The following is a 24,661-nucleotide window of genomic DNA, read 5'->3' as shown; positions in this document are numbered from 1 at the left end:
CCTTATATATCACGATGTGACTATTGCGGCAGAAGTAGTGGAGGAGCGCCTGCCCACGGGCGCCGGCTGCCCCGGTGCCCTCGGCGGCACGGACGTCTGGACCCGGCACATCGTCCGTCAGGGGACCGACGCGGACCTGACGGGCAGGACGGTCGCGGTCGTCGGCCTGGGGTACGTGGGCCTGCCCACGGCGCTGGGCCTGTGCGAGGCGGGCGCCACGGTCCTCGGGGTCGACACCAGTGAGCGGCGGCTGCGCGACGTACGGGCCGGGGCGGTCGATCTGCTGCCCGCGCAGCTCGTCCGGCTCGCCGACGCGACGGCGGACGACGCGCTGCGCCTCACCCCGGACCCGGCCGCCCTGCGCGAGGCCGACGCCGTGGTCGTCTGCGTGCCCACCCCGCTGACCGACGACCGCCGGCCCGACCTGCGGGCGCTGAGGTCGGCCTGCGCGTCGGTCGTGGAGCGGGCCCGCGCCGGCCAGCTCATCGTGCTGACGTCCACCAGCCATGTCGGCACGACCCGCGAACTGCTGCTGCGCCCGCTCGCGGAGCGGGGCCTGGTGGCCGAGGAGAACGTCCTGGTGGCCTTCGCGCCGGAGCGGATCGACCCCGGGAGCGAGCGGCATCTGCCGGAGAACACCCCGCGCGTGGTCGGCGGCGCCGGACCGCTGAGCACCCGGGCGGCCGCCGCGCTGCTGGCCCGTACCGCCTCGCGCATCCACCAGGTCCCCGACCCGGAGACGGCGGAGATGGCGAAGCTGTGGGAGAACACCTTCCGCGCCGTCAACATCGCGCTGGCCAACGAACTGTCGGACGCCTGCCGCGCCCTCGGCCTCGCCCCGGCCGCCGTCCTCGAGGCGGCCGCGACCAAGCCGTACGGGTTCATGCCCTTCTACCCGGGGCCGGGGGCGGGCGGGCACTGCATCCCGTGCGATCCGCACTACCTGCTGGCTCAGTTGAGTGGCCGTCAGCTGTCGGCACCGCTGGTCACGACGGCCATGGACGCGCTCGCCGGGCGCCCGGCCCGTGTCGCCGGCCAGGCCCTCGACCTGCTCGCGACGCGGGGCGTGCCCGTCGCCGGGGCACGGGTCCTGGTGATCGGAGTGGCGTACAAGGAAGGCGTCTCGGACGTCCGGGAGAGCCCGGCGCTCCGGCTGATCGGCCTGCTGACCTCGGCCGGTGCGGACGTCTCCTACAGCGACCCGCTGGTCCCCGCGGTCGCGCTCGACGGCCGTACGGTGCGGCACGTGCCCGACCCCCGCGCGGTGCCCTGGGACCTCGTGATCGTCCACACCGTGCAGCCGGGGGCAGAGCTGTCCTGGCTGGACGGGGCGCCGTGCGTGCTCGACACCCGCCATCGCGGCACCGTACGGCCCGCGCGGGTGACGGCATGAGCACCCTCACCGGACGGCCCGGCGCACCGGCACCGCGCGAGGAGGCGGCGGGCGAGAAGGCGGCGCGGACCGGCGGGCTGTGCGCCCAGCGGTCCGCGGGGTCCGCCGTGCGCCGGGGTCTGTCGCGCACCGTGGGCCGCCGGATCGACCGCCTGGACCGGCCGGTCCGCGCCGGACTCGTCCGGCTGCTGACGCTGACCGCCCTGCTGCCGCTGCTCCTGCTGCTGGCCCGCCGCACCTTCCTGCTGCCGCAGGGCGCCTACCTGGCCGTCGGCTACGGGCTCAGCGTCATGGGCGGCACCGTCTGCCTGCTCTACCTCGCCTACGCCTGCTACGACGACCCCGCCCGGCACCCCCTGCGCGGACGGGCCCGGGAGCACACGGAGTTCCCCGCGCTGCCCGCACACCCGAAGGTCAGCTTCCTGCTCGCCGTCAAGGACGAGCAGGACAACGTCGAGTCCTGTGTCCGTTCGATGGCCGCCAGCGACTACCCCGACCTGGACATCGTGGTCGTGGACGACGGCTCCACCGACGCCACGCCCGACGTGCTCGACGCGCTGGCCGGGGAGTTCGGCGTCACCGTCATCCGTCTCGAACAGAACATCGGCAAGAAGGCGGCCCTCGTCAGGGCCTGCGAGATGGCCGACGGCGACGTCCTGGTCTTCACCGACTCCGACTGCGTGATCGCGCCCGACGCGGTGCGCCTGTGCGTCGAGGCCATGGTCCGCCACCCCGACCTCGGCGCGCTCAGCGGCCACTGCCGCGCGCTGAACCCGCGCAGCAGCCTGCTCGCCCGGGTCCAGGACGTCTGGTACGAGGGGCAGTTCCGGATCGCGAAGGCGGCCGAGGCGGCGTTCGGCTCGGTCACCTGCGTCTCCGGTCCGCTGGCCGCCTTCCGCCGGGAGGCGATCCTCAACTACCTGCCGGCCTGGGCCGAGGACCGGTTCCTCGGCGCGCCCTTCCGCTTCGCCACCGACCGCCAGCTCACCGGCTACGTCCTGGGCCAGGCCTGGCGCGGCGAGGCCCTCAAGCGCCGCCACGCCGACTCCCCGTTCGTACGGGACCAGGACCATCCCGCACGCCGGTGGCTGGTCGGCTACAGCCGGGCGGCGCGGGTGTGGACCAACGTGCCGTCCCGGTGGCGGCCGTTCCTGCACCAGCAGGTGCGCTGGAAGAAGAGCTTCCTGCGCAACCTCTTCTTCACCGGCGGCTTCATGTGGCGGCGCGGCCCCGGCCCCGCCCTGCTGTACTACGGGCACGCCCTGTGGGTGACGGCCGCGCCGTTCATGGTCTGCTGGCACCTCGTCGTGGCACCGCTGCAACACGCGGGCGCCCTGGCGGTGCTGTACCTGACCGGGGTGGTCCTCAAGGGCTGTGTGTGGGGTCTGGCCTACCGCCTGGACAACCCCGGTGACCCGCGCTGGCGTTACCGCCCGTTGATGAGCCTGCTCTCGTGCTGCGTACTGGCCTGGCTGCTGCCGTACGCGGCGCTGACCGTCCGCCGCAGGATCTGGACGAGGAGCCCGGCGTGAAACGTCCTTCGCGGCCCGCGCGTGCCCCGCGTTCTGTGAATCCCCGGCGCCCTTCGCGTCTCCTCCGTGCCCGGCGCCCTTCGCGTGTCCCGGCTTTCCGGCGTCCCTCGCGTGCCCTGAACGTCTGGCGCCCCTCGCGTTCGCCGCGCCGCCCTCCGCAGGCCCCGCGACTGCTGCGCGGTCTCGGCCGTCTCGTCGTGCTCGCCGTCACCGCCGCCGTCCTCGCGGGCGTGTACTACGTCGTGCTCACCCGAGGCCGCCCCCTGTGAGGCCGCCCGCCGCGCAGCGGTCCACCGCCCCGTCCCGCCCGGTCCGCGGGCGTGTCCGGAACCGGCTGTTGCGCGCCGTCCTCGGGCTGCTCGCCCTGGCCGTCGTGGCCGCGCCGTTCGCCGCCGTGCGGCAGTACGAGGCCCACCGGCGCGCCGTCGCGGACCAGGCGCCCGCGCCCGGCGGGGGCGACGCCCGGCCGCGCGGCAGCGGCGGCGGCCCGCCCGCCGCGCCGGTGGTCCTCGCCTACCACGACGTCGCGCCGGACGCGGGCGGCCGCTACACGGTGACCCCGCGGTCCCTGGACGCCCAGCTCTCCGCGCTGCGGGCGGCCGGCTACCGGACGCTGTCCACCGCCGAGTTCACGGCGTACCTGCGCACCGGCCGCCCGCCGGCCCGGCGCAGCGTCTACCTCACCTTCGACGACGGCACCCGCGGCCTGTGGGTGCACGCCGACCCGATCCTGGCCAAGTACCGGATGAAGGCAGCCGCGTACCTCATCACGGGTCTCGTGGGCACGCACCGCCCCTACTACCTGTCCTGGCAGGAGACCGCGCGGATGGCCGGCTCGGGGCGCTGGGACTTCCAGGCGCACACCCGGCACAGCCACCGCCGGGCGCCCGTCGACGCCTCGGGGCGCACCGGGTCGGTGCTCGCCAACCGCCTGTGGCTGCCCGCACGCGGGCGCCTGGAGACCGAGGACGAGTACCGTCGCCGTATCGAGGCGGACCTCGACGGGTCGGCGCGCGATCTCGCGGACCACGGGCTGCCCGCGGCGCGGCTGTTCGCCTATCCGTTCTCGGAGACCGCCCAGCGCACCAACCTGGCGGGCCGTGACGTCTCGCTGCTCCAGCGCCTGCTGCGGGCCCGGTTCGCCGCGGCCCTCACCAACACCGCGCCGCGGCCGCTGCCCGCCGGGCCCCGCGCGGCGGCGGCCGGGCAGGCCCAGCGTCTGGAGGTGCTGTCCTCCACCACGCCCGCCCGGCTGCTGCGGCAGGTGTCCGAGTGGACCTCCGTCACGCCCGGCCAGGTGCGCGAGCCGCTGCGCCGGCCCGGCCGGTGGCAGGCGTCCGACGGCACCCCGGAGGCGGTGCTCGCCGCGCTCACCGGGCGTGGTCCGCACGCCGCCCGCACGGGCTGTCTCACCGCCAGGTACCGGCCCGTCGCCACGGCCGACTGGACCGCCTACCGCGTCCGGGCCACCGCCGCCGGGCTGCGCTCCACCAGCAACAGCGTCTCCGTCACCGTCCGCGACGGCAGTTCGCGCCCGGTCACCCTGACGGTGGGCCGCAACACGGCGCGGCTGACCGACCGCGTGACGGGGACGCCCGCGCCCGGTGCCGCGGCGGGCGGCGCGCCGCGCACACGGACCGGCCGCCTCGCGCCCTCCGCCGCCCACCGGCTGACCCTGCTCGTGAGCCCGCGCCGGGTCCGCGCCGTCGTCGACGGCCGTACCGTCCTCGCTCTGCGCACACCGCCGGGCTCGGATCCGGCGGAGCATTCCGGCGGTTTCGCGCTCGCCGCGCGCAACGCGACCGCCGGGGCGTGGCCGCGCTTCACCGCCCTGGACGTCGCCCCGCCGACCCCGCCGACCCCGCCGACGGACTGAACGGCCGGTCGGAGCACCGTTCCCGCGCGGCCGAAGCACGGTCCGAACCCGGCCGAATTGCGGGCGAAGCACGGGCGCAATCCGGCTGGGCGACCGGTTCCACGGGTTCATCCGCCGTTGCCGTGACACGGCCGTACGGTGCTGCGTAGGGTCGAACGGTGATCATCCGCCTGAACGGCACGCAGCCCCGTCGTGCCGCGAGGACGCGTCGTCCGGTCCGATTGTCGACAACCTGACGACAGGTTGTCGTATGCATCGGGCTGCCGTTTCGTCCTCAGCCCGTTCTAAGCTTCGGGCAGGGCAGTCCGGCACCGGCCCCACCGGTGCCAGTAGCCCCGCGCGCTTGCTCGGCCCCCGGACCCCGGGCCATGAGCCACTGTTCGTCCAGGACGGCTGGAGCCGCACCACTCAGAGCGCGGCTCCAGCCTTCGTCCTCCCCGCCGGTTCGAGCCCGGGGTGAACTCCCGCACACCCCGGGAGGGGGGAGAGGACGGTCGGTGCGGAGAAGGCCCCGGCTGGGGAGCCGGATGTTCTCCGCGCTCGCGGTCGCCGCCGGCGAGGCACAGCCCCGGCGGCGACCGCCACCGGCTCGTGCAGGCCCCGCACACGCCTGTTCACCGGCTGTATCAGCCCTCGTCGGATACGAGTGCACCACCCTGCGCGGAATATACGCTTCCGAATCTCCCGCGGCACGACGACGCCGAGGCCGCCCGGCGGATTCCGGACGTCCACGCTCCGCTCTCGTTCCGCTCTCGAAGGACGGAGGCGCCGCCCGGGGACGCCGGTCGACGTCGGAGCAACCCGGTTGGCGTTGTTGACACAGTTGCCCATGTGGCGCCTGTTGACGCTCCCCGTGGCAGCTCGAACTTACGTGCTGGGACGAGTGGGTCGCCAGCAGGGTTTGAGCCTGCTTGTACCGGCCTCTGCCAGGACTTTTCCCACGGCATGTGCCACGCGTCCCGGGCCGCGCCGACACCGATATCCACGCCGGATCACCCCGGTTGGTACCGAATTGCGGGCCGCTCCCCTCCCGGGCGGCGGCCGATCGCCGCCGCGGAGGTCCGTTCCGGCGGCCGGACGGCGGGCAACGGGGAGCGGGCGGTAGCGGCCGGGCGCGTTCGTCGGGGGCGAAGGCCCGGGTGTCTCCCGGCCCTTCGTGCCAGGGTGCGAGACATGACTACGACACCGGACGGACGCCCCGTTCCCCCGCCGCACGCCGCTGAGCGGGCCATGCTCGAAACGTGGCTCGACTTCCACCGGTCCACCCTCACGCTGAAGTGCTCGGGCCTGACGGACGACCAGTTACGCACCGCCTCCGCGGCGCCCTCACCGATGACACTGCTCGGACTGGTCCAGCACCTGGCCGAGGTCGAACGCAACTGGTTCCAGCGGGTGTTCGCGGGCCAGGACGTCGACCGGCTGTTCGGGCGGGCCGAGTCCGACGGGTTCGCCCTCGACCCGGACCGTGGACTCGACGAGGCGCTCGCCCTCTGGCGGAAGGAGGTCGAACGGGGCCGCGAGATCATCGCCGCCGCGTCACTGGACGACTGCGGCGTACTGCCCGAACCCGACGCCCGGATCGTCGGCGACACCGAGGTCTCCCTGCGCTGGATCCTCATCCACCTGATCGAGGAGTACGCACGCCACAACGGGCACGCCGATCTGATCCGGGAGCGCATCGACGGCACCACGGGGGCGTGAGGGGCGCCTCAGGGACTCCGGGACTCCCCGGACTCCCCTCGCTTCGCCCTCGTCCGCTTGGCGTGCGCGGCTCGGCGCGGAGATACGGCGCGGTTGGTCCGCTCCGGGCGTCAGCCGCCGGCCGGCTGCTGTGCCTGCCTGACGGTGGCGGTGCCGGTGGTGACGAGGGTGGCCAGGACCGCGCGGGAGGCGAGCGTGGGCAGCAGCAACTGCCAGAACTGGCTGATGATCGGCGGCCTGAGCCACGTCGCGTCCCGGGCACCGAGCACCTCGAACCCGACCATGGCGGCGACCACGGCACGGGCCGCCTGATCCGGCGTCACCCCGGCCCGCAGCTCGCCCGCCCGGGCCGCCTCGAGCAGCACCCGCTCGACCCAGTGCCGCCACTGCCGGCGCAGTTCGGTGCGCTGCGGCCTGGCCGGGTCGCCGCCCAGCTCGAAGCCGGCCCGCAGCACCACGTCGGCGACCAGTCCCCTGGCCAGCGCGTGGGAGACGTCGACCAGGTGCTGGAGGCAGCCCTCGGCGGTGGCGGACGAGAGCCGGGTGACGGATTGCAGCCGCTGGAGTGCGGCCTCCTCGACGGCGTCCGCCAGGGCCGCCTTGCTGGCGAAGTGGAAGTGCAGCGCTCCGTTGCTGACTCCGGCCCGGGTACTGATCGCGGTCAGCGAGGCGACCGTGAAGCCTTCCCGGTGGAATGCCTCCGCGGCGGACTTGATGAGCGCTTCCCGGGTACGAATCGCGCGTTCCTGCCTGACCATCACTTGCTCCGTCGTGCGGGGGGCCGCCGTGCGTACGGACCGGCACCTTCGCGTGCCTGCCGGGCGCATCACCAGCGATCGGCCGCGCTCGCACCCGGGTCCGTCTGCGCCGCTCCGAAATTCCCATCAGATTAACAAACCGCTTGCGCGGTTTACAGATGGAGGGGAACGCCCCGTTCACCCGAAACCGCAGGACAACGTATCGGCCACCACCGGTCACTTCCGGCACGGCCCGATGACGTCAACCGGTCACCCGGCGGCCGCGGTCGGGCGGCCGGCTCAGAGGGTCGCCTGGACCTGTCCGGCCCGTCCGCTGCGGCCGTTCGCCCGGCCCCCGTCCCGGTCCTGTCCGGCCTCCGTGTCCCGCTCGGCCAGCGCGTCGGGAGCGGACCCGTCGAGCCGTTCCGAGGGTTCGGGCCGGTCGGGCCGGTCGGCGGCGCGGCTCCCGGCGGCGCCCAGTTCGGCCGCCCGGTCGGCGGTGATGATCAGACGGTTCAGCACGGCGGGCACGGCGATGGCGGGCAGCAGGTGCTCGAACAGCATGACCACCCGCGCCTCGAGCCCTTCCCGCCCCTCCAGGATCTGCGAGAACACCTGGACGCCCGTCCAGGCCGCGGAGAACAGCCAGGCGCTCTCGGCCGGGTCCACGTGCGGCAGCAACTCCCCCTGTCCCTTGGCCTCGTGCAGGAGGTACTGCGACGTCTCGATCCACTGGGTCAGTGCCGCGGTGCCGAACTGGGTGCTCATGTCCTGTTCCAGGGACAGCCTGGCCACCGCGCTCACCATCGGGTCGCGCCGCATCCGGTAGGCCACCAGCAGTCCGGTGTCCACGAACTCCTGGAGCCGGCACGCCTGCCGCTCGACCGCGACGTTCGCGAACTGCTGGCTCAGGACGCCCTCGGCCAGCGCCTGCTTGGAAGGGAAGTGGAAGTAGAGTGCCCCCTTGGTCACTCCGGCCCGCGTCAGCACCTCACCGATGGTGGCAGCCTCGTACCCGCGCTCGTCGAACACCGCAGCCGCCGCGTTCAGAATCGCGAGCTTGGTGCGGATCGCACGCTCCTGTCGTGCCACTCAAGGCCTCCATGGTTGTTGCCGTGACTGCACCACCCGGCCGGAGCGGCGCCGCCCGCATGACCACATGGGTGTCTTGATTGCCATCGCCCCCTGGAAACAAAACCAGGTAGTCCGTATTTTCACAAGCCGGTCCCGCGGTGTCGCCACCGCTGTGGCCGATCCCGATGCCTCATCACCGACCGCACAGGAGCACCCATGCCGCACCACCTCCTCGTCACCGGAGCCCGCGGCTTCATCGGACGGCACGTGACCGCTGCCGCCCTCTCGGACCCGGACGTCCGGCTGAGGCTGGTCCACCGCACCCCGGACGCCTCCTCCGCCTCGTCAACCCCTGGCGCCCCCGGCCCCCTTGGGGCATCCGGCGGTCCCGAGGTGCCACTTTCCTCCGGCACGCGAGCGGAGAGGGTGATCGCCGACCTGCGGGATCCCGCGGCGGTACGGGGCCTCTGCGCGGGCGTCGACACGGTGGTGCACTGCGCGTCGAGCATCAACGCCGACGACGAGACCCTGCACGCCGTCAACGACCTCGGCACCCGCGCCCTCGTCGAGGACGCCCGGCGTCACGGCGTCCGCCGCGTCGTCTACGTGAGCACCGCGGCGGTCTACGGCCGGGGCCCCTTCCGCGACGCCCGCGCCGAGGAGTTGACCCTCGACCCGCAGTCCGCCACCAGCCGCAGCCGCGCCGCCGCGGAACGGCACGTCCTCGACGCCGGCGGCACCGTCCTGCGCCCCCACCTCGTCCACGGCGCCGGGGACCGGTGGGTCGTCCCCGGCCTGGCCCGGCTCCTGCGCCACCTCGGCGCCGGCATCGCCACCACCGCGCTCCACTCGGCCGTCGACGTGACGACCCTGGGCCGGGCGGTGCTCGCCGCGGCCCTCACCGACCAGGACATCGCCGGGGCCCACCACGCCAACCATCCCGTCCCGCTCGCCGCCGACGAGCTGATCGGCCTGCTCCTGGCTCGACTGGGACTTCCCGCCGAGCCCCGTCTGACCCCCGAGGAGACCCTGGCCCGGGTCGGCGGCAACCCGCAGGCCGTGCACAACCTCACGATGCTGACCGTCGACCACCACTTCGCCAGTGACGGCCTGTGGAAGCTGCTCGGCATCGACCCGGGTCCGTCCCCGAGCGCCCGCCTCCCGCACGAGCTCGACGAGGACTACCGACTCGGCTCCCGCTCCACCGCCGGACAGTGAACGCACACTGCCCGCCGTAACTACCGCCACTCGGCGGTCACTTGCCCCCGCCCGGCGGTGAACTCCCGACGCCCGGCAGGCAGTTACCGTCACCGCGGGCGGCAGCGGCGCAGTTCGCCGGCGGGTCTGCCGTCGGCGAGTTCGTCCGCGACGAGACGCCCGACCGTGGGGCCCAGGGTGACCGCCGAGTGCGCCACCGCGACGTGGACCGACCCGTCCGGCGTCACGGGCCCCACCAGCGGTCCGCCCTCGGGCATCGGACGGCGGCCGGCCCGGCAGCTCAGCACACGGCATTCGGCGCCGCCGGTGAACAACTCCGCCACTCGCTCCCGCGCGTACCCCGCGGCCCGTTCCGCCGACGCCGCCGACCAGTCCCCCACCGCGGGCAGCGTCACCCGCAACTCGCCGTCCCGGGCCTCCCTCACCTCCGCCCGCGGAGTGGCCACCACGCCTCGGACCAGCCCGGAGGGCGCCGCGAGACGCACCAGCCAGGCCGGGGACACCGCGACCGGCAGACGTACCCCGAGCGGTTCGCACAGGGCGGCGGCGCCGGTGCCGCACGCGAGCACGACCGTCGCCGCCGGATGCAGACCGAGCGAGGACCGTACGCCTCTCAGGCGCCCGCCGGCCCGGTGCAGCGACGCGACGGCGGCTCCGAAGACCACCTCCGCCCCGTGCGCACGGGCACCGTCGACGAGCGCGGCCGTCACCGCGACGGGGTCGACGCCTCCGTCACCCGGTATGTGCACGGCGCGCTCGGGCGGGTTGCGCAGCCGGGGCTCCAGGAGCGCCATGCCGTCGCGGGACACCCAGTACTGCCCCGGCCCCAACTCCGCGTCCGGCCGCTGCGTACGGTTCCAGTCCAGCGAGCCGGTCCACCGCACCGTGACGCCGGGCAGTTCGCTCTCGAGGCGCCGGTAGTCGGCCCGTACCGACGACCGCAGGTCCAGCGCGCCGCCCGGCCAGTCCCCGCCGCTGTCGCCGATCCACGCGAAGGAGTCCCCGGTCACGCCCGCGGCCGGCGCGGGCCCCTGGTCGAGCAGCGTGACCAAGACTCCGCGCCGGGCCAGACGGTAGGCCACGGAGGCCCCCACGATCCCGGCACCGACAACGACGACGGACGACATGATCCCCCTCCGGACGACTCATGGATCACCACGCTCCCCAATGTCCGTACGTACGGCGCCGCTTGTCCACTCGTTCACCCGTCCCGCCGAGCGGCGGACAACTGACTGTACCTACTAGTATGTACAGTCAGTCGCGCGCTCACCGCCGCTCACTGCCGTCACCCCCGAGGAGCCTTCGCCATGCCCTTCGTTCGCATCGACGCCCTGCGGGCGGACCCCGGCCGTCTCGCCGCGCTCGGCCGTGCCGTGCACGAAGCCCTCGTCGAGACGGTCGGCATCCCGCCCGACGACCGCTTCCAGGTCCTGACCAGTCACGACGGGGGCGACCGCAGCACCCTGCACTACGACGACTACCTCGGGATCCGGCGCGACGACGGCATCGTCTATGTCGCCGTCACGCTGCGCGCCGGACGCACCCCGGAGCAGAAGCGCGCGCTGTACCGGCGGATCGCCGAACTCGCCCACCGGTACGCCGGAACCGAACCCCGGAACGTGTTCATCACCCTCACCGAGAACACGTCCGCCGACTGGTCGCTCGGCGACGGGGCGGCACAGTACGCTCCCGCCGACTGATCCGCAGGTCGGAGCGTTGGGTGAGGGTTCAACATTCGACTGAGGTTAGGCTAACCTCAGTCACGTGTTCGTGACTGCGCCCGACCCACTCGACCCAGATGACATCCCACCGGACGGCTCCGGAGCGGGTGCCCGCGGGATGTCCGCCGCCGCTCCCGACGGGGCCGCCGTCGCCGGACTGGACGCGTGCGCCATGACGGTCGCCTACGACGGCACCGACGTGGTGCACGAGGCCGACCTGCGACTGCCGCGCGGCCGGGTCACCGCCCTGATCGGCCCCAACGGCAGCGGCAAGTCCACCCTGCTGCGCTCCATCGCCCGCCTGCACAAGGCCAGGACCGGCACGGTGACCGTGCCGGCCGACGACGGGAGCCGCAGCGGCGGTGACGGCGATGGCGACGGACGGGGCGAGGACCGTGACGGGCGGCTGGACGCCCTCGCGCTGTCACGCACCGACTTCGCCCGCCGCATCACCCTGCTCGCGCAGAGCCGTTCGACCCCGGCCGGACTCAGCGTGCGGGACGTGGTCGGCTTCGGCCGCCACCCCTACCGGCACCGCTTCCGGGGCACCGACCCGGACGGCCCGCGGCTCATCGAGCACGCGCTCGCCGTCACGGACGTCACCGAACTCGCCGACCGCGGCGTCGAAAGCCTCTCCGGCGGCCAGCTCCAGCGGGTCTGGCTCGCCTGCTGCCTCGCGCAGGACACCGACGTGCTGCTGCTCGACGAGCCGACCACCTATCTGGACCTCAGGTACCAGGTCGAGATCCTCGACCTGGTACGGGACCTCGCCGACACGCACGGCGTGACCATCGGGGTCGTCCTGCACGACCTCGACCAGGCGGCCGCCGTGGCCGACCGGGTCGTCCTGCTCTCCGCGGGCCGCGTCGTCGCCGCGGGCACCCCCGCCGAGGTGTACGACGCGGCACGGCTGACGGAGACCTACGGCATCCGTATCGAGGTGGAGACGGACACCTCTACGGGCATCCCCCGCACCCGTGCGGTGGGCAGACATCACCTCCGAACGGAAAGGTCCTGAACCCTCATGACGACCAAGCACATGGTCTGGCCGGTGTTCGCCGCGGCAGCGGCGCTCGCCCTCGCCGGGTGCGGCACCACCGAGAAGCCCGCCGGGGCAGCCGCTTCCGGCTCGGCGCTGACGGTCACCGACGCCCGCGGCGAGAAGGTCGAACTCGACGGCCCGGCCAAGCGGGTCGTCGGCATCGAGTGGAACGTCGTCGAGACGCTCATCACGCTGGGCGTCGACCCGGTCGGCGTCGCCGACGTCAAGAACTACAAGGCGTACGACACCGCGGCCCCGCTCACCGGAGACGTCAAGGACATCGGCACCCGTGACGAACCGAGCGTCGCCACGGTCGCGAGCCTGAAGCCCGATCTCGTGGTGGCCACGACCGATCTGTCCGACTCTGCGCTCAAGCAGCTGTCCAAGGTCGCGCCCACCGTCGTGGTCCGGGCCGCCGACGCGAGCCGGCAGATCGACCAGATGACCGACAACGTCAATCTCATCGCCAAGGCCACCGGCACCGAGGCCAGGGCGAAGACGGAGATCGCGTCCTTCCGCAAGACCGTGGCCGACGGCAAGAAGGAACTCGCCGCCGCCGGACTCGACGGCGAGGAACTCGCCTTCGCCGACGGCTGGAAGCAGGACAACCAGGTGACGGTGCGTCCGTACGTCGAGGGGTCGCTGCTCGCCGACATCAACACCGAGCTGGGCCTCAAGACTCCGTGGACCCTGAAGGGCGACAAGAACTACGGCCTCGCGACCACGGACGTGGAGGGCCTGACCAAGGTCGGCGACGCCCGGTTCGCGTACCTGGCGAACGACAGCAGCGGCGAGGACCCGTTCGCGGAGGGCCTGAAGGACAACGCGGTGTGGAAGTCGCTGCCGTTCGTGAAGAAGGACCAGGTGTACCGGCTGCCCGACGGCATCTGGATGTTCGGCGGCCCCGCGTCGATGAAGCAGTACGTCGACGCGCTCGTGGACGCCCTGACGGGCTGACGGACGAACTGACTGACTGGCTGACCAACTGACCAACTGACGGACTGACGGACTGACGGACCTACCGTGACCACCACCCGCACCCCGCACGGCCCCTCCGGACCGCAGACCGAACCGGCCGGACCGCGGCCCGGCCGGGGCACACCCCCGCCGCGGCCCGGCCAGGCCGACGCCGTCCCGCCCTCCCCCACAGGCCAGGACGGCCACCGCGGCCGTACCGTCCTGCTCCTGCTCACGGCGCTCGCCGTGCTCTTCCTGCTCGCGCTCGTGCACCTGAGCCAGGGCACGGCACCGGTGAGCCCGGCGACCTTCTGGCGGGCGATCGCCTCGTACGGGGAGGCGGCGCGGGACGGCGGCACGGACCAGGCGGCCGCCGTCCTGGCCGCGTCCCGGCTGCCCCGGCTCGCCGCGGGCCTGCTGGTCGGCTGCGCGCTCGGCGCGGCCGGAGCCGCGCTCCAGTCGGTGTCGCGCAACGTACTGGCCTCGCCGGACACGCTGGCGGTGAACGCCGGTGCCTATCTCGCGGTGGTGTCCGTCGCCGCGTTCGGCATCAGCCTGCCCGCGCTGCCCGCCGGCGGCACCGCGTTCGCCGGCGGGCTGCTGGCCGCCGGGGTGGTGCTCGGTCTGTCCCGGGCCGGTGCGGGACCGGTCCGGCTGGTGCTGGCCGGCTCCGCGCTCACCCTCGCGCTCAGCGGACTGAGCGGCATGCTCCTGCTGCTGCGGTCCCAGCAGACGACCGGGCTCTTCGCCTGGGGCAACGGCTCGCTCGCGCAGACCGGGATGCAGAGCATCGACCGGCTCACCCCGGTCGCCGTGCTCGCCCTGGCCGGTCTCGTGCTGCTCGGCCGCCGCCTCGACATCCTCGCGCTCGGCGACGACGGTGCCGCGGTGGTCGGCATCAGTCCGCGGCAGACCCGCGCGGTCGCCGTGGTCCTCGCCGTCCTGCTGTCGGCGGTCTCCGTCGCGGTCGCCGGACCGGTCGGCTTCGTGGGCCTGTGCGCGCCCGCGGTGGTCCGGCTGGCGGGCTCCCGGATCCCGGGCCTGCTGCGGCACCGCGTGTTCGTGCCCGCCTCGGCGCTGGCGGGTGTGTACGTGGTGCTCGGCGCCGACGTACTGCTGCGGGCGCTGTTCGGCGCGCAGGCCGGGGCCGCGGTGCCGACCGGCATCGTGACCACCTTCTTCGGGGCGCTGGTCCTGGTGGCGCTCGCGCACCGGTCGCGCGACGCGGGCGCCAACGGCCCGTCGACGGCGTTCGCGCGGCTGCGCAGCCGGCGCGCCTTCGTCCTGACCCTGGTGGTGACGTCCGCGGCGCTGGTCGTCGCCGTGCTGGCGGCCGTGCTCTTCGGTGACGCCCCGCTGCTCCTCGGCGACGTGGGCAACTGGCTCACCGGACGCGCCGGACCGCTCGTCAGCTACATCCTCGACACCCGGGTCCCGCGGATCGCCGCGGCGCTGCTGGCCGGGGCCGCCCTCGCGGTGGCGGGCGCGGTCGTCCAGGCGGTGTCCCGCAACCCGCTGGCCGAGCCGGGCATTCTCGGCGTCGTCGGCGGGGCGGGCGCCGGAGCGGTCACCGCGCTCACCCTCGTACCGCTGGCGGGTTTCTGGCTGGTCGGCGGGGCGGCGCTGGCCGGGGCCGCGGCCACGGCCGCGCTCGTCTTCGGGCTCTCGGCGCGGCACGGCCTGGAGCAGAACCGTCTCGTACTGATCGGCGTCGGTGTCTCCGCTGCCGCGTCCGCGCTGGTCAGCCTGCTGATTGTGCTCACCGACCCGTACAACGCGACGAAGGCCCTGACCTGGCTGTCGGGGTCCACCTACGGGCGTACCCTGCCCGAGATCTGGCCGGTGGCCGCCGCGCTGGCCGTGTCGCTGCCGGTGCTCGCCGCGCTGCGCCGGGAGCTCGATCTCATCGGCCTGGACGCCGACACGCCGCGGTTGCTGGGCATCCGGCCCGGTACGACACGCCTGACGCTGCTGTCCATCGCCGTCGTCCTCACGGCCGCCTCGGTGGCCGCGGTCGGCGTGATCGGCTTCGTCGGCCTGGTCGCGCCGCACGCGGCCCGCGCGCTGGTCGGACAGCGGCACGCGCGCGTGCTGCCGGTCGCCGCGCTCATCGGGGCGCTGCTCGTGGTGGTCGCCGACACCGTCGGCCGGTCCGTCGTGGCGCCCTCGCAGATCCCCGTGGGCCTGGTCACGGCCGTGATCGGCGCGCCCTACTTCGGGTTGCTGCTGTGGCGCTCGCGCGGCGAGTCCTGAGCGGGCGGCCGGGCGGGCGGAGTCTCGCCCGGTGCGAGGTGTTCGAGGACCTCGGCCAGTTCCAGGCAGGCGCGTTCGATGGAGCGGCGGGTGTTGCGCTGTTCCGTGATGAGCGCCGACAGGAGCAGCGCGGTCAGCGCCATGGTCATGTTGAACGCCTGGAGTTTGATCATCACCTCGACGCGTGACAGCCCGGCGAACGGGCCCGCCGCGCCGTCCGTCGCCGCCACGGTGGCCAGGACGGAGCAGGCCAGCGCGCACAGGGCGCTGCCCGCGAGCTCGAAGCGCAGCGCCGTCCAGATCAGCAGCGGGTAGACGAGGAAGAGCACGCTCAGGGCGCTGCGGGTGGCGACCGCGATCAGGACGCAGGCGACGAGGGTGAGACCCAGTGCCTCCTTCCACCGCGCCGTCGGCGGGGGCCAGTGCGCCCGGCGCAGCAGGAGCAGGACGGGAGTGACGAGCAGCACCCCCATCGCGTCGCCCACCCACCAGGCCGACCACACCGGCCAGAAGCTGTGCGCGTCGAGCCTGCCGGTGTACCACAGGACACCGGCGCCCGCCGTGGCGCTGATCAGCATGCCGGTGAGGGCGCCCAGGAACACCAGCGCCAGGCCGTCCCGCAGCCGGCCGAGGTCCGTGCGGAAGCCCGCCTTGCGCAGCATCAGCCAGGAGCAGACGGGGGCGGCGGTGTTGCCCGCCAGGGTGGCGATCACGCCGGGTCCGAGCGGGGCGATGGACATGACGACGAGCAGCGCGCCGAGCGCGATGCCCGGCCAGGACCGCTTGCCGTAGAGCAGCAGACAGGCGAGGGCGATGCCGGTGGGCGGCCATACGGGGGTGACCACCGCGCCCTCCACGACGAGCCGGCGCAGCAGGCCCAGCCGTCCCGCCGCGAAGTAGCAGGCGGCGACGGCCAGCGTCTGGATGCCGAGGGCGGCCGGTCGGCGCAAGGGCTGGGTACGCACCACGCAGCCATCAGACACCGGCGGGGCCGGTACGGCGACCTCAGCGCGGCGCGCGCTGCCCGCGTGCGCGCCGGGACTGCCGCGAGCCGCCGTCGGGCGGCCGCGGCGCCGTCTTGGCTGAGCGCGCAGTTCCCCGCGCTCCTAAAGGGGCCCTTCGTACCGGACCACCAGCGCCGCCGCGTCGTCCTCATGGCCCACCTGTTCGGAGAGCTTGATGACCGCGGAAGCCAGCGCGTCGGCCTCCATCTGGGCCACCGCCGCGATGCCCGCGAGGCGGACCACCTGGTCCAGGCCCTCGTCGACGACGAGCGAGGGGCCTTCGACCACGCCGTCCGTCGGCAGCACGAGGACGCCGCCGGTGGTCAGCCGGTAGCGGGTCACCGGATACTCCGTGCCGGGCAGCACGCCGAGCGGCGGTCCGCCCTCTCCTCCGGCGACGCCGGACCTCCCGTCGGCCGTGGCCCAGACCCAGGGGACGTGACCGGCCCTGGCGCACTCCACCAGGCCGGTGTCCGGGTCGATCCGCATGAAGGTGCAGGTGGCGAAGAGCTCGGTGCCCAGGGTCAGCAGCAGGTCGTTGGTGCGGGCGAGGAGTTCGCCCGGTTCGCTGGTGACGGAGGCCAGGGCGCGCAGTCCGACCCGTACCTGTCCCATGAAGGCGGCGGCCTCGATGTTGTGGCCCTGGACGTCGCCGATGGAGATGCCCACGCGGCCGTCGGGCAGGACGAACCCGTCGTACCAGTCGCCGCCCACGTTGAGTCCGTGGCAGGCGGGCACGTAGCGGGCGGCGACGCGCAGCCGGGGTACGGCCGGCAGTTCCGCGGGGAGCATGCCGCGCTGGAGGGCGACGGCCAGCTCGACCCTGGAGCGTTGCAGCTCCGCGCGCTCCCGCGCCTGGGCGGTCAGCGATCCGAGTCGGGCCAGCAGGTCGCCGGCGTCGTCAGTGGGATGCTTCGAGGGCATTGATCACTCCGCGGCCAGCGTAGCCCGTTCGGGTAGTCCGCGCAGTTCCGGCAGCCGCTCCGTCGTTCCGCTATCCGCTCCGTCGTGCCAGGTGAGCGGCGCGTCTCAGACTCCGGCCGTATTTGACATTAGGTCCTCTTATGGCAGATAAAGAACACGCTTTGGGCAGTAATTCACGCAGCGTGAGATTCGAGGCGTGAGCGCCTCCGACCCCTACGCGAATGAGTTCTGCCGTGTCCCACCCCGCCGCCTCCGGCCAGTCCGCTCCCGACGCCCGCGCGCGATGGGACGCCTGGCGCGCGGAGCGCCGCCGCTCGCTCACCGCCCCGACCGGCAACCTCGCCCTGGTCGAGACCCGCTGGCTGCCCGCCGGTGAGCTGCCCGACGCCGGGGCCGCCCGCGCGGGACAGCCGGACAGCGTCACCGTCACCACCCTTCAGCGCACCGACCTGGTGACCGGCGAGCCCGAGCACGGCCTGCGCCTGTGGGACGCCGACTCCCCCGCGATCCGCCACTACGAGGACACGGACGCCTACCCGTACGACCCCGCGTGGGTCCTGGAGGCGCTCTACACGCCGGTGCCCGGCGCCCGGCGCGTCGCCTTCGAGCACATCCGGGACAACGGCGGCACCCGCGACCTGGTGGTCCCGGGCGACATCGCGCTCACCGTCGACGGCCGCGACTACACGCTCAGCGCCTTCGACGACGACGGCACCCTGCTGCTCGTCTTCGGCGACCCCACCAACGGCGACGCCACGTACGGCGCCGGGCGTTTCCTCTTCGTCGAGCGCACGGCGGACGACAGCCGTGTGGTGCTCGACTTCAACCGCGCCTTCGTGCCGCCCTGCGGCTACTCCGACCAGTACAACTGTCCGATGCCGCCGCGGCAGAACCGCTTCCACCTGCCCGTCGGGGCCGGCGAGAAGCTCCCCCGCTTCCGCGACGGCTTCCGCGCACAGCACTGATCGCCCCCACCCCCTTACTTTCCGCAGCACGAAAGCGCGTATCCCGACATGAGCAGCATGAGCATCAAGAAGACCTCCCTGTACGGCACCGCCACCGCGGCCACGCTCGCCCTGACCCTCACCGCGTGCGGCGGCGGCTCCGGCGGCAGCGCCTCGGGCGGCACGTGGGACAAGGACGCCACCGTCAACATCGGCTCCCTGTACGAGCCGCAGAACCTGGACAACACCGCGGGCGGCGGCCAGGGCGTCACCGAGGCCCTCAACGGCAACGTCTACGAGGGGCTGTTCAAGCTCACCGACGACGGCAAGGTGGAGAAGCTGCTCGCCTCGGACTACCAGGTCTCCGGCGACGGACTGACGTACACCTTCACCCTGCGCGACGGCGTCAAGTTCCACAGCGGCAAGGAACTGAGCAGCGCGGACGTCAAGTACAGCCTGGAGAAGGTGCTCGCGAAGGACTCGCAGTCCGCGCGCAAGAGCAACCTCGAGGTCGTCAAGGACATCGCGACGCCCGACGCGAAGACCGTCAAGGTCACCCTCTCCAAGAAGTCGATCTCCTTCGTCTACAACCTCTCCTACGTGTGGATCATCAACTCGCAGGCCAAGGGGCTGAAGACGAGTGAGGACGGCACCGGCCCGTACGAGCTCGGCAAGTGGACCCGCGGTTCGGCGCTGCGCCTTGACCGGTTCGCCGGGTACTGGGGCGACGCCGCCGCCGGCAAGCAGGTCGTCTTCCACTACTACAAGAACGCGACCTCGCTGAACAACGCGCTGCTGACCAACGCCGTGGACGTGGTCACCAGCGAGCAGTCGCCCGACGCCCTCGACCAGTTCAAGTCCAACCAGAACTACAAGGTCAACGACGGCGACTCCACCACCAAGCTGCTGCTCGCCTTCAACGACAAGGCCAAGCCCTTCACCGACGTCAAGGTGCGCCAGGCCGTCTCCGCCGCCATCGACGACAAGAAGCTCCTGGAGTCCGTCTGGGGCAGCTACGGCAAGGAGATCGGGTCGATGGTGCCGCCCACCGACCCCTGGTACGAGGACCTGACCAAGGTCAACGCGTACGACGTGACGAAGGCGAAGAAGCTGCTCAAGGAGGCCGGTTACGCCAAGGGCTTCAGCTTCACCCTCGACACCCCGAACTACGACCCGCACCCGACCGCCGCGACCTTCATCAAGTCGCAGCTCGCCAAGGTCGGCATCACCGTCAAGATCAACACGATCACGCCGGACGAGTGGTACACGAAGGTCTACCAGAACCACGACTTCACGGCGACGCTCCAGGAGCACGTCAACGACCGCGACCTGGTCTGGTACGGCAACCCCGACTTCTACTGGGGCTACGACGACAAGCAGGTCACCCAGTGGGTCGAGCAGGCCGAGGAGGCGTCGACCACCGAGCAGCAGACCGAGCTGCTGAAGAAGGTCAACCGCAAGACCGCCGAGGACGCGGCCAGCGACTGGCTCTACCTCTACCCGCAGACCGTCGTCGCGAGCACCAAGCTGTCGGGCTACCCGCTCAACGGCCTCAACTCGCAGTTCTACGCCTACGACATCAAGAAGAAGGGCTGATGGCGCGTTACCTGCTGCGGCGCCTCGCCTTTCTCGTGGTGTCGCTGGCGCTGGCGAGCGTGGTGCTGTTCGTCCTGCTGCGCATGCTGCCCGGCGACCCGGCCAACGCCCTGACGGCGGTGGGCGCGAGCCCCGAGCAGATCGCGGCGGCCCGGCACTCCATCGGTTCGGACAAGCCGCTGCCCGGGCAGTTCACCCACTGGATCGGGCAGTTGGCGAGCGGCGACCTCGGTACGTCGTTCGTCTCCGCGCTGCCGGTCGGCCCCGAGGTGGCCACCCGGCTGAACGTGACGGTCCCGCTGACGCTCGCCGCCTTCGTCCTCGCCGTCCTGGTCGCGGTCCCGGCCGGCTTCGTCGCCGCGCACAGAAGGCACACCTGGTACGGCTCCCTGCTCAGCGGGGTGTCCCAACTGGGCATCGCCGTCCCCGTGTTCTGGCTCGGCATGATCCTCATCGCCGTGTTCGCGCTGAACGCGGGCTGGCTGCCCGCGGGCGGCTTCCCGCAGGACGGCTGGGCCGAACCGGGCGAGGCGTTCCGCTCGCTGGTCCTGCCGGTGGTGACGGTGGCCCTGGTCATGAGCGCCTCCCTGATCCGGTACGTGCGCTCGGCCACCCTCGACGTGCTCGACAGCGACTATCTGCGCACGGCCCGCGCGCTCGGCTCGTCGTTCGGCCGGGCCATGTGGCGCCACGGGCTGCGCAACGCGTCCGTGCCCGTCATCTCGGTCCTCGGTATCGAACTCGCCTCGACCCTGCTCGGCGCGGTCGTCGTGGAGTCGGTGTACGCGCTGCCCGGCCTCGGCTCGATGCTCGCCACCGGTATCTCGCAGCACGACTACCCGGTCGTCCAGGGCGTGCTGTTCGTGTCGACCCTCGCCGTGCTGCTCATCGGCTTCGCCGCCGACCTGGTGCAGCGGATCATCGACCCGCGGCTGCGCGGCAGACTGTCGGGAGGAGCCCGATGACGGCCACGGCGGTGACCACCGTCCCACGGCGGCGGGCGCGCTCGTACACCCTGATCACCGGCTGCGTGCTCGCGGGCCTGATCGTCCTGCTCGCGCTCGTCTCGCTGTTCTGGACCCCGTACGACTCGGACGACACCTCCGGCGGGCGGCTGACCGGGCCCGCCGGGGACCACTGGCTGGGCACCGACAAGCTCGGGCGTGATCTGTTCACGCAGGTGATGACGGGGTCGCGGATCGCGGTCGAGGCGGGCCTCGGGTCCGTCATCGTCGCGGCGGTCCTCGGCGGGCTGCTCGGGCTGCTCGCGGCCTTCGCGCAGGGCTGGCTCGACGACACGCTCTCGGCGTTCCTCGACATCCTGATCGCCTTCCCGACGCTGCTGCTCGCGATGCTCATCGTCGCGGCGCGCTCGGCGACGCTCGGCTCCGCTGTGCTGGCCATCGGACTCGCGCAGAGCGCGGTCGTCGCCCGGCTGACCCGCATCCTGGTCAAACGAGTGCTGGCGCAGGACTACATCACGGCCGCCCGTACCTCGGGCACCTCCTGGCCGCGCACGGTGGCCTGGCACGTCCTGCCCAACATCTGGCCCACCCTCGTGGTCAACCTGGCCCTCCAGTTCGGTCTCGCCGTACTGGCCGAGGCGGGCCTGTCCTACCTCGGGCTCGGCGCTCCCCCGCCCAACGCGTCCTGGGGGCGGATGCTCCAGGAGGCGCAGGCCACCTTCACCACCGCGCCCGCCGGCGCGCTGGCCCCCGGCATCCTGCTCGTCCTGCTGGTCGTGGGCGTGAACCTGATCGCCGACGGACTGCGCGACACCCTCGACCCCGCGGCCCGGCGGAGGAGCACATGACCGTCCTCGACGTCCAGGGCCTCACCGTCCGCACCGCCGAGGGCACCGTCCTCGTGGACGACCTGTCCCTCACCGTCGGACGCGGTGAACGCCTCGGCCTGATCGGCGAGTCCGGGTCCGGCAAGTCACTGACCACCCTCGCCGTGCTCGGGCTGCTGCCCCGGGGCATCACCGCCACCGGCAGCGTCGAACTCGCGGGCACGCAGATCGTCGGCGCGAGCGAGAAACAGCTCACGGGCGTACGCGGCCGGGACGCCGCCGTGGTGTTCCAGGAGCCGCTGACCGCGCTCGACCCGCTGATGCGGGCGGGCCGGCAGATCGCCGAACCATTGCGACGTCGCCGCGGCCTGAAGGGCGCGGCACTGAAGCAGGCCGTCACCGACGCCCTGGAACAGGTGCGGCTGCCCGAACCCGACCGCATCGCCCGCTCCTTCCCGCACGAGATGTCCGGCGGCCAGCGCCAGCGCGTCGCCCTGGCGATGGCACTGGCCTGCGACCCCGCTCTGCTCATCGCCGACGAACCCACCACCGCGCTGGACGTGTCCGTGCAGGCCGAGATGCTCGACCTGATCGACACCCTGGTGCGCGAACGCGACATGGCGGTGGTCTTCGTCAGCCACGACCTCGCCGTGGTCGCCAGGATCACCGACCGCGCCGTGGTGCTGCGGGCGGGCCGCGCCGTGGAGGAGGGCCCGGTGCTCGACCTCGTCCGCGCGCCGCGCCATGCCTACACCAAGTCCCTGGTGAGCAGCGCCCAGCGCCTCGAATCCGCCCTGGACCTGGGAGGAACCCGATGACACCCGCGACGGAGCCGAAACCGCGGACCGCGCCCGTACTCGCACTGGACGGGGCCGCGCTGCGCTACCGGGGTGCGGCCGAACCGGTCGTGCGGGACGTCTCCCTCACCGTGGAGAACGGCCGCGGCCTGGCGCTCGTCGGCGAGTCGGGCGCGGGCAAGACGACCCTGCTGCGGATGCTCCTCGGCCTGGCCCGGCCCACCTCGGGCAGCGTCCGGTACGACGGTGCGGAGCTGCGCCCCGGCTCCCGCGAGCAGATGCGCCGCTTCCGGCGCGATGTGAGTTGCGTCTTCCAGGACCCGTACTCCTCGCTCGATCCCCGGCGGCGCGTCGGCGCCATCGTGGCGGAGCCGCTCGTCTCCCTGGGCCTGGACTCCCGGCGGACGTCGGCGCCGAAGGTGGCCGAGGCGCTGGAACGGGTGGGCCTCCCGGCCGACTCGGCGAGCCGCTATCCGCACGAGTTCTCCGGCGGCCAGCGCCAGCGCATCGCGATCGCCCGCGCGACGGTGTGCCGGCCGCGCGTCCTGCTGGCCGACGAACCGGTCAGCGCGCTCGACGTCACGACCCGCGTGAAGGTGGTCGACCTGCTCGCCGAACTCCAGCGGGAACAGGGCCTGACCATCGTCATGGTCTCCCACGACCTGTCCGTGGTGGCCTCGCTGTGCGAGCGCACCGCGGTCCTGGAACGCGGGCGGCTGGTCGAACAGGGCGACACGGCACAGGTGTTGGGCGCCCCGGCGCACCCGTACACGCGGCGGCTCATCGACAGCGTGCCGCGGCTTCCCGTCTGAGCGCTCAGGGCTCTCGGCTTCGGGGGCCGTCCTGCGCTTGCGGCCAGAGCACCGCCTGGGCCGCGACGACCCGTTCGCCGTCGAAGGTGACCGCCGGGCCCTCGTGCAGCCGGTAACCGAGCGCGAGCACCTCGCTCACCCGGCGGCAGAAGGTCTCGTCGTCGGGTCCGGTCAGCAGCCGGTACACGGGAAGCCCGTCGGGCGGTGTGCTCATGGGGCAAGAATGCCAGGCGCCCGTGCCGTACGGGTCGGGAGGCCGTCGTGACCGGACCGGAACCGCACCCGGAGCTGTCGGCGTGGGTGGCGCGGACCACGGGCGGCGCGCGCGTCGTCCGCCGTACGGCGCGCCCGCCGGCCGGCGGCTCGGTCTCCGGCCTCGTGGAGGCGGTCACCCTGCACCTGTCGGGCGGCCGGGACGCGCCCGGCACCGTGCGGGTGGTGCGCAAGCGAGCCTCCGCGCACGAGGCGGCCGGCTTGGAAACCGCACAGGCGGTACGGCAACGGGCGCCCGCCGTACCGGAGTTGATCGCCCGGGGCGAGGACGCGGACGGGACGTGGCTGATCACGCCGTACCTGCCCGGAGCGCCCATGCCGGACCGGGGCACGGCCGCGCCGGACCGCCTGTTCGTCTCGCCGGCCCACCTGCACGCCCGGTTCCGCGGCGCGGAACGGGTGCCGGCCGGCCTCCCGCGGGTGGATCCGCGCTGGTGGCGGGAGTTGTGCCGGCAGTGGGTCGTCCCGGGGCTGGAGCGGCAGCGCGCGAAGCTGCCCGGTGACACCCTCGCGCGGGCGGTGGAGACGGCCGGGCGGGCCGCCCTCCATCCCGGAGTACGGCGCACATCGGAGCGGCTGCCCCGCACGCTGCTGCACGGTGACGTCCACCCGGGCAATGTCCTCGTCGACGGACGGCGGGCCCGGCCGATCGACTGGGACAGTTGCCGGGTCGGTCCCGCCCTGCTCGATCTCGCCAATCTCGTCGCCCCCGGCTCCCGCTCGTTCGGCGTCCACCGGCAGGCCTGGGAGCACATCACCGGCAAGACGCTGGACATCGGTACGACGGAACTCGGCCGCCGCTGGGCCGAGTTGCAGACTTGCGTCCAGTACCTTCCCTGGACGGCCGGGAACCGGACCGCCGCCGAGGTCGAGGCGGCGGTCGGCCGTGCGGAACGGGCGCTCGACGGGCTCTGAGACCGTGGTGACCGACAGTTGCAAACCGGTCCCCTGGTTTTCCCGGCACCGCCCCGGGTTACCCGTCGCCTGCCCGTACATGTTCAATTGACAACAAGCA

The 24,661-nt window shown here is 73.1% G+C and carries 22 protein-coding genes; 16 read left to right on the top strand and 6 right to left on the bottom strand.

What is annotated here, in order from left to right; all coding sequences use genetic code 11:
* Positions 1-109: 109 nt before the first annotated feature.
* The 4 genes from ACFV6E_RS26450 to ACFV6E_RS26435 all read left to right on the top strand — a co-directional run bounded on the left by ACFV6E_RS26450 (position 110) and on the right by ACFV6E_RS26435 (position 6,502).
* Complete coding sequence (locus ACFV6E_RS26450; protein ID WP_385465091.1) at positions 110-1,393, top strand: nucleotide sugar dehydrogenase; 1,284 nt, start codon at positions 110-112, stop codon at positions 1,391-1,393.
* Positions 1,390-2,925, top strand: coding sequence for a glycosyltransferase (locus ACFV6E_RS26445; RefSeq protein WP_385465043.1), 1,536 nt, complete (start codon positions 1,390-1,392; stop codon positions 2,923-2,925). Before ACFV6E_RS26450 ends, ACFV6E_RS26445 begins: the two co-directional genes overlap by 4 nt.
* 337 nt (positions 2,926-3,262) lie before the next feature.
* Positions 3,263-4,801, top strand: coding sequence for a polysaccharide deacetylase family protein (locus ACFV6E_RS26440; RefSeq protein ID WP_385465040.1), 1,539 nt, complete (start codon positions 3,263-3,265; stop codon positions 4,799-4,801).
* Positions 4,802-5,974: 1,173 nt separating this feature from the next.
* Positions 5,975-6,502, top strand: coding sequence for a DinB family protein (locus ACFV6E_RS26435; protein WP_385176286.1), 528 nt, complete (start codon positions 5,975-5,977; stop codon positions 6,500-6,502).
* Positions 6,503-6,612: 110 nt separating this feature from the next.
* On the opposite strand, the gene ACFV6E_RS26430 is transcribed toward ACFV6E_RS26435, so the two are convergent.
* Positions 6,613-7,260 carry a ScbR family autoregulator-binding transcription factor gene (locus ACFV6E_RS26430; RefSeq protein ID WP_385176289.1) on the bottom strand — a complete coding sequence of 216 codons (648 nt, stop codon included), beginning with the start codon at positions 7,258-7,260 and terminating at the stop codon, positions 6,613-6,615.
* Positions 7,261-7,539: 279 nt separating this feature from the next.
* Entirely contained in the window at positions 7,540-8,331 is a 792-nt protein-coding gene (locus tag ACFV6E_RS26425) for a ScbR family autoregulator-binding transcription factor (protein WP_385176293.1), read from the bottom strand.
* 198 nt (positions 8,332-8,529) lie between these two features.
* Here ACFV6E_RS26425 and ACFV6E_RS26420 point away from each other — a divergent pair, with 198 nt between their 5' ends.
* Positions 8,530-9,531: an NAD-dependent epimerase/dehydratase family protein gene (locus ACFV6E_RS26420; protein ID WP_385465037.1), complete on the top strand. Its 1,002-nt coding sequence runs from the start codon at positions 8,530-8,532 to the stop codon at positions 9,529-9,531.
* 89 nt (positions 9,532-9,620) lie between these two features.
* Here ACFV6E_RS26420 and ACFV6E_RS26415 read toward each other — a convergent pair whose 3' ends face one another.
* Positions 9,621-10,658: an NAD(P)/FAD-dependent oxidoreductase gene (locus ACFV6E_RS26415; RefSeq protein ID WP_385465034.1), complete on the bottom strand. Its 1,038-nt coding sequence runs from the start codon at positions 10,656-10,658 to the stop codon at positions 9,621-9,623.
* Between the two features lie 180 nt (positions 10,659-10,838).
* Between ACFV6E_RS26415 and ACFV6E_RS26410 the strand changes: the two genes are divergently transcribed.
* The 4 genes from ACFV6E_RS26410 to ACFV6E_RS26395 all read left to right on the top strand — a co-directional run bounded on the left by ACFV6E_RS26410 (position 10,839) and on the right by ACFV6E_RS26395 (position 15,504).
* Positions 10,839-11,231: a tautomerase family protein gene (locus ACFV6E_RS26410; RefSeq protein WP_385176302.1), complete on the top strand. Its 393-nt coding sequence runs from the start codon at positions 10,839-10,841 to the stop codon at positions 11,229-11,231.
* A gap of 139 nt (positions 11,232-11,370) precedes the next feature.
* On the top strand, positions 11,371-12,270 hold the full coding sequence (locus ACFV6E_RS26405) for an ABC transporter ATP-binding protein (protein ID WP_385176305.1): 900 nt from the start codon (positions 11,371-11,373) through the stop codon (positions 12,268-12,270).
* 6 nt (positions 12,271-12,276) lie between these two features.
* Positions 12,277-13,251: an ABC transporter substrate-binding protein gene (locus tag ACFV6E_RS26400; RefSeq protein WP_385176308.1), complete on the top strand. Its 975-nt coding sequence runs from the start codon at positions 12,277-12,279 to the stop codon at positions 13,249-13,251.
* Between the two features lie 66 nt (positions 13,252-13,317).
* Positions 13,318-15,504 (top strand): iron ABC transporter permease, encoded by a 2,187-nt coding sequence (locus ACFV6E_RS26395; protein ID WP_385465031.1) that lies wholly within the window; start codon positions 13,318-13,320, stop codon positions 15,502-15,504.
* Here the strand turns inward: ACFV6E_RS26395 and ACFV6E_RS26390 are convergent.
* Together ACFV6E_RS26390 and ACFV6E_RS26385 are read right to left on the bottom strand one after the other, a co-directional pair.
* Positions 15,462-16,472, bottom strand: coding sequence for an MASE1 domain-containing protein (locus ACFV6E_RS26390; RefSeq protein ID WP_385173786.1), 1,011 nt, complete (start codon positions 16,470-16,472; stop codon positions 15,462-15,464). The genes ACFV6E_RS26395 and ACFV6E_RS26390 overlap by 43 nt on opposite strands.
* A gap of 138 nt (positions 16,473-16,610) precedes the next feature.
* Entirely contained in the window at positions 16,611-17,432 is an 822-nt protein-coding gene (locus tag ACFV6E_RS26385; RefSeq protein ID WP_385173782.1) for a PP2C family protein-serine/threonine phosphatase, read from the bottom strand.
* Positions 17,433-17,653: 221 nt separating this feature from the next.
* On the opposite strand from ACFV6E_RS26385, the gene ACFV6E_RS26380 reads away from it, so the two are divergent.
* From ACFV6E_RS26380 to ACFV6E_RS26355, 6 genes are read left to right on the top strand one after another with little or no spacing between them, the layout of a single operon-like run.
* Positions 17,654-18,397, top strand: a complete 744-nt coding sequence (locus ACFV6E_RS26380) for a DUF1684 domain-containing protein (protein ID WP_385173779.1) — start codon at positions 17,654-17,656, stop codon at positions 18,395-18,397.
* A 57-nt stretch (positions 18,398-18,454) separates the two neighbouring features.
* Positions 18,455-19,972 (top strand): ABC transporter substrate-binding protein, encoded by a 1,518-nt coding sequence (locus ACFV6E_RS26375; protein WP_385465088.1) that lies wholly within the window; start codon positions 18,455-18,457, stop codon positions 19,970-19,972.
* Positions 19,972-20,937: an ABC transporter permease gene (locus ACFV6E_RS26370; RefSeq protein ID WP_385173773.1), complete on the top strand. Its 966-nt coding sequence runs from the start codon at positions 19,972-19,974 to the stop codon at positions 20,935-20,937. Before ACFV6E_RS26375 ends, ACFV6E_RS26370 begins: the two co-directional genes overlap by 1 nt.
* A complete protein-coding gene (locus ACFV6E_RS26365) occupies positions 20,934-21,785 on the top strand; it encodes an ABC transporter permease (protein ID WP_385465028.1) in 852 nt (283 codons plus the stop codon). Before ACFV6E_RS26370 ends, ACFV6E_RS26365 begins: the two co-directional genes overlap by 4 nt.
* The gene (locus ACFV6E_RS26360; protein ID WP_385465025.1) at positions 21,782-22,582 is read left to right on the top strand and encodes an ABC transporter ATP-binding protein; all 801 of its coding nucleotides are present in this window, start codon (positions 21,782-21,784) and stop codon (positions 22,580-22,582) included. Before ACFV6E_RS26365 ends, ACFV6E_RS26360 begins: the two co-directional genes overlap by 4 nt.
* Positions 22,579-23,373 carry an ABC transporter ATP-binding protein gene (locus ACFV6E_RS26355; protein ID WP_385465022.1) on the top strand — a complete coding sequence of 265 codons (795 nt, stop codon included), beginning with the start codon at positions 22,579-22,581 and terminating at the stop codon, positions 23,371-23,373. Before ACFV6E_RS26360 ends, ACFV6E_RS26355 begins: the two co-directional genes overlap by 4 nt.
* A 4-nt stretch (positions 23,374-23,377) precedes the next feature.
* Here ACFV6E_RS26355 and ACFV6E_RS26350 read toward each other — a convergent pair whose 3' ends face one another.
* Positions 23,378-23,587 (bottom strand): DUF1737 domain-containing protein, encoded by a 210-nt coding sequence (locus ACFV6E_RS26350; protein ID WP_385173762.1) that lies wholly within the window; start codon positions 23,585-23,587, stop codon positions 23,378-23,380.
* 47 nt (positions 23,588-23,634) lie between these two features.
* On the opposite strand from ACFV6E_RS26350, the gene ACFV6E_RS26345 reads away from it, so the two are divergent.
* Positions 23,635-24,561: a phosphotransferase family protein gene (locus ACFV6E_RS26345; protein WP_385465019.1), complete on the top strand. Its 927-nt coding sequence runs from the start codon at positions 23,635-23,637 to the stop codon at positions 24,559-24,561.
* The last annotated feature ends 100 nt before the right edge of the window (positions 24,562-24,661 follow it).

Origin of the sequence: Streptomyces sp. NPDC059785, from assembly GCF_042732375.1 — a bacterium.
Lineage (GTDB): Bacteria > Actinomycetota > Actinomycetes > Streptomycetales > Streptomycetaceae > Streptomyces.
The sequence above is the reverse complement of the archived record's forward strand: the minus strand, read 5'-3'. Positions and strand labels throughout refer to the sequence as shown.

Coding starts and splice junctions, on each gene's coding strand:
- ACFV6E_RS26445 (WP_385465043.1), top strand. CDS start 1,390: ATGAGCACCCTCACCGGACGGCCCGGCGCACCGGCACCGCGCGAGGAG.
- ACFV6E_RS26435 (WP_385176286.1), top strand. CDS start 5,975: ATGACTACGACACCGGACGGACGCCCCGTTCCCCCGCCGCACGCCGCT.
- ACFV6E_RS26430 (WP_385176289.1), bottom strand. CDS start 7,260: ATGGTCAGGCAGGAACGCGCGATTCGTACCCGGGAAGCGCTCATCAAG.
- ACFV6E_RS26420 (WP_385465037.1), top strand. CDS start 8,530: ATGCCGCACCACCTCCTCGTCACCGGAGCCCGCGGCTTCATCGGACGG.
- ACFV6E_RS26415 (WP_385465034.1), bottom strand. CDS start 10,658: ATGTCGTCCGTCGTCGTTGTCGGTGCCGGGATCGTGGGGGCCTCCGTG.
- ACFV6E_RS26410 (WP_385176302.1), top strand. CDS start 10,839: ATGCCCTTCGTTCGCATCGACGCCCTGCGGGCGGACCCCGGCCGTCTC.
- ACFV6E_RS26405 (WP_385176305.1), top strand. CDS start 11,371: ATGTCCGCCGCCGCTCCCGACGGGGCCGCCGTCGCCGGACTGGACGCG.
- ACFV6E_RS26400 (WP_385176308.1), top strand. CDS start 12,277: ATGACGACCAAGCACATGGTCTGGCCGGTGTTCGCCGCGGCAGCGGCG.
- ACFV6E_RS26385 (WP_385173782.1), bottom strand. CDS start 17,432: ATGCCCTCGAAGCATCCCACTGACGACGCCGGCGACCTGCTGGCCCGA.
- ACFV6E_RS26380 (WP_385173779.1), top strand. CDS start 17,654: ATGAGTTCTGCCGTGTCCCACCCCGCCGCCTCCGGCCAGTCCGCTCCC.
- ACFV6E_RS26375 (WP_385465088.1), top strand. CDS start 18,455: ATGAGCATCAAGAAGACCTCCCTGTACGGCACCGCCACCGCGGCCACG.
- ACFV6E_RS26370 (WP_385173773.1), top strand. CDS start 19,972: ATGGCGCGTTACCTGCTGCGGCGCCTCGCCTTTCTCGTGGTGTCGCTG.
- ACFV6E_RS26365 (WP_385465028.1), top strand. CDS start 20,934: ATGACGGCCACGGCGGTGACCACCGTCCCACGGCGGCGGGCGCGCTCG.
- ACFV6E_RS26360 (WP_385465025.1), top strand. CDS start 21,782: ATGACCGTCCTCGACGTCCAGGGCCTCACCGTCCGCACCGCCGAGGGC.
- ACFV6E_RS26355 (WP_385465022.1), top strand. CDS start 22,579: ATGACACCCGCGACGGAGCCGAAACCGCGGACCGCGCCCGTACTCGCA.
- ACFV6E_RS26350 (WP_385173762.1), bottom strand. CDS start 23,587: ATGAGCACACCGCCCGACGGGCTTCCCGTGTACCGGCTGCTGACCGGA.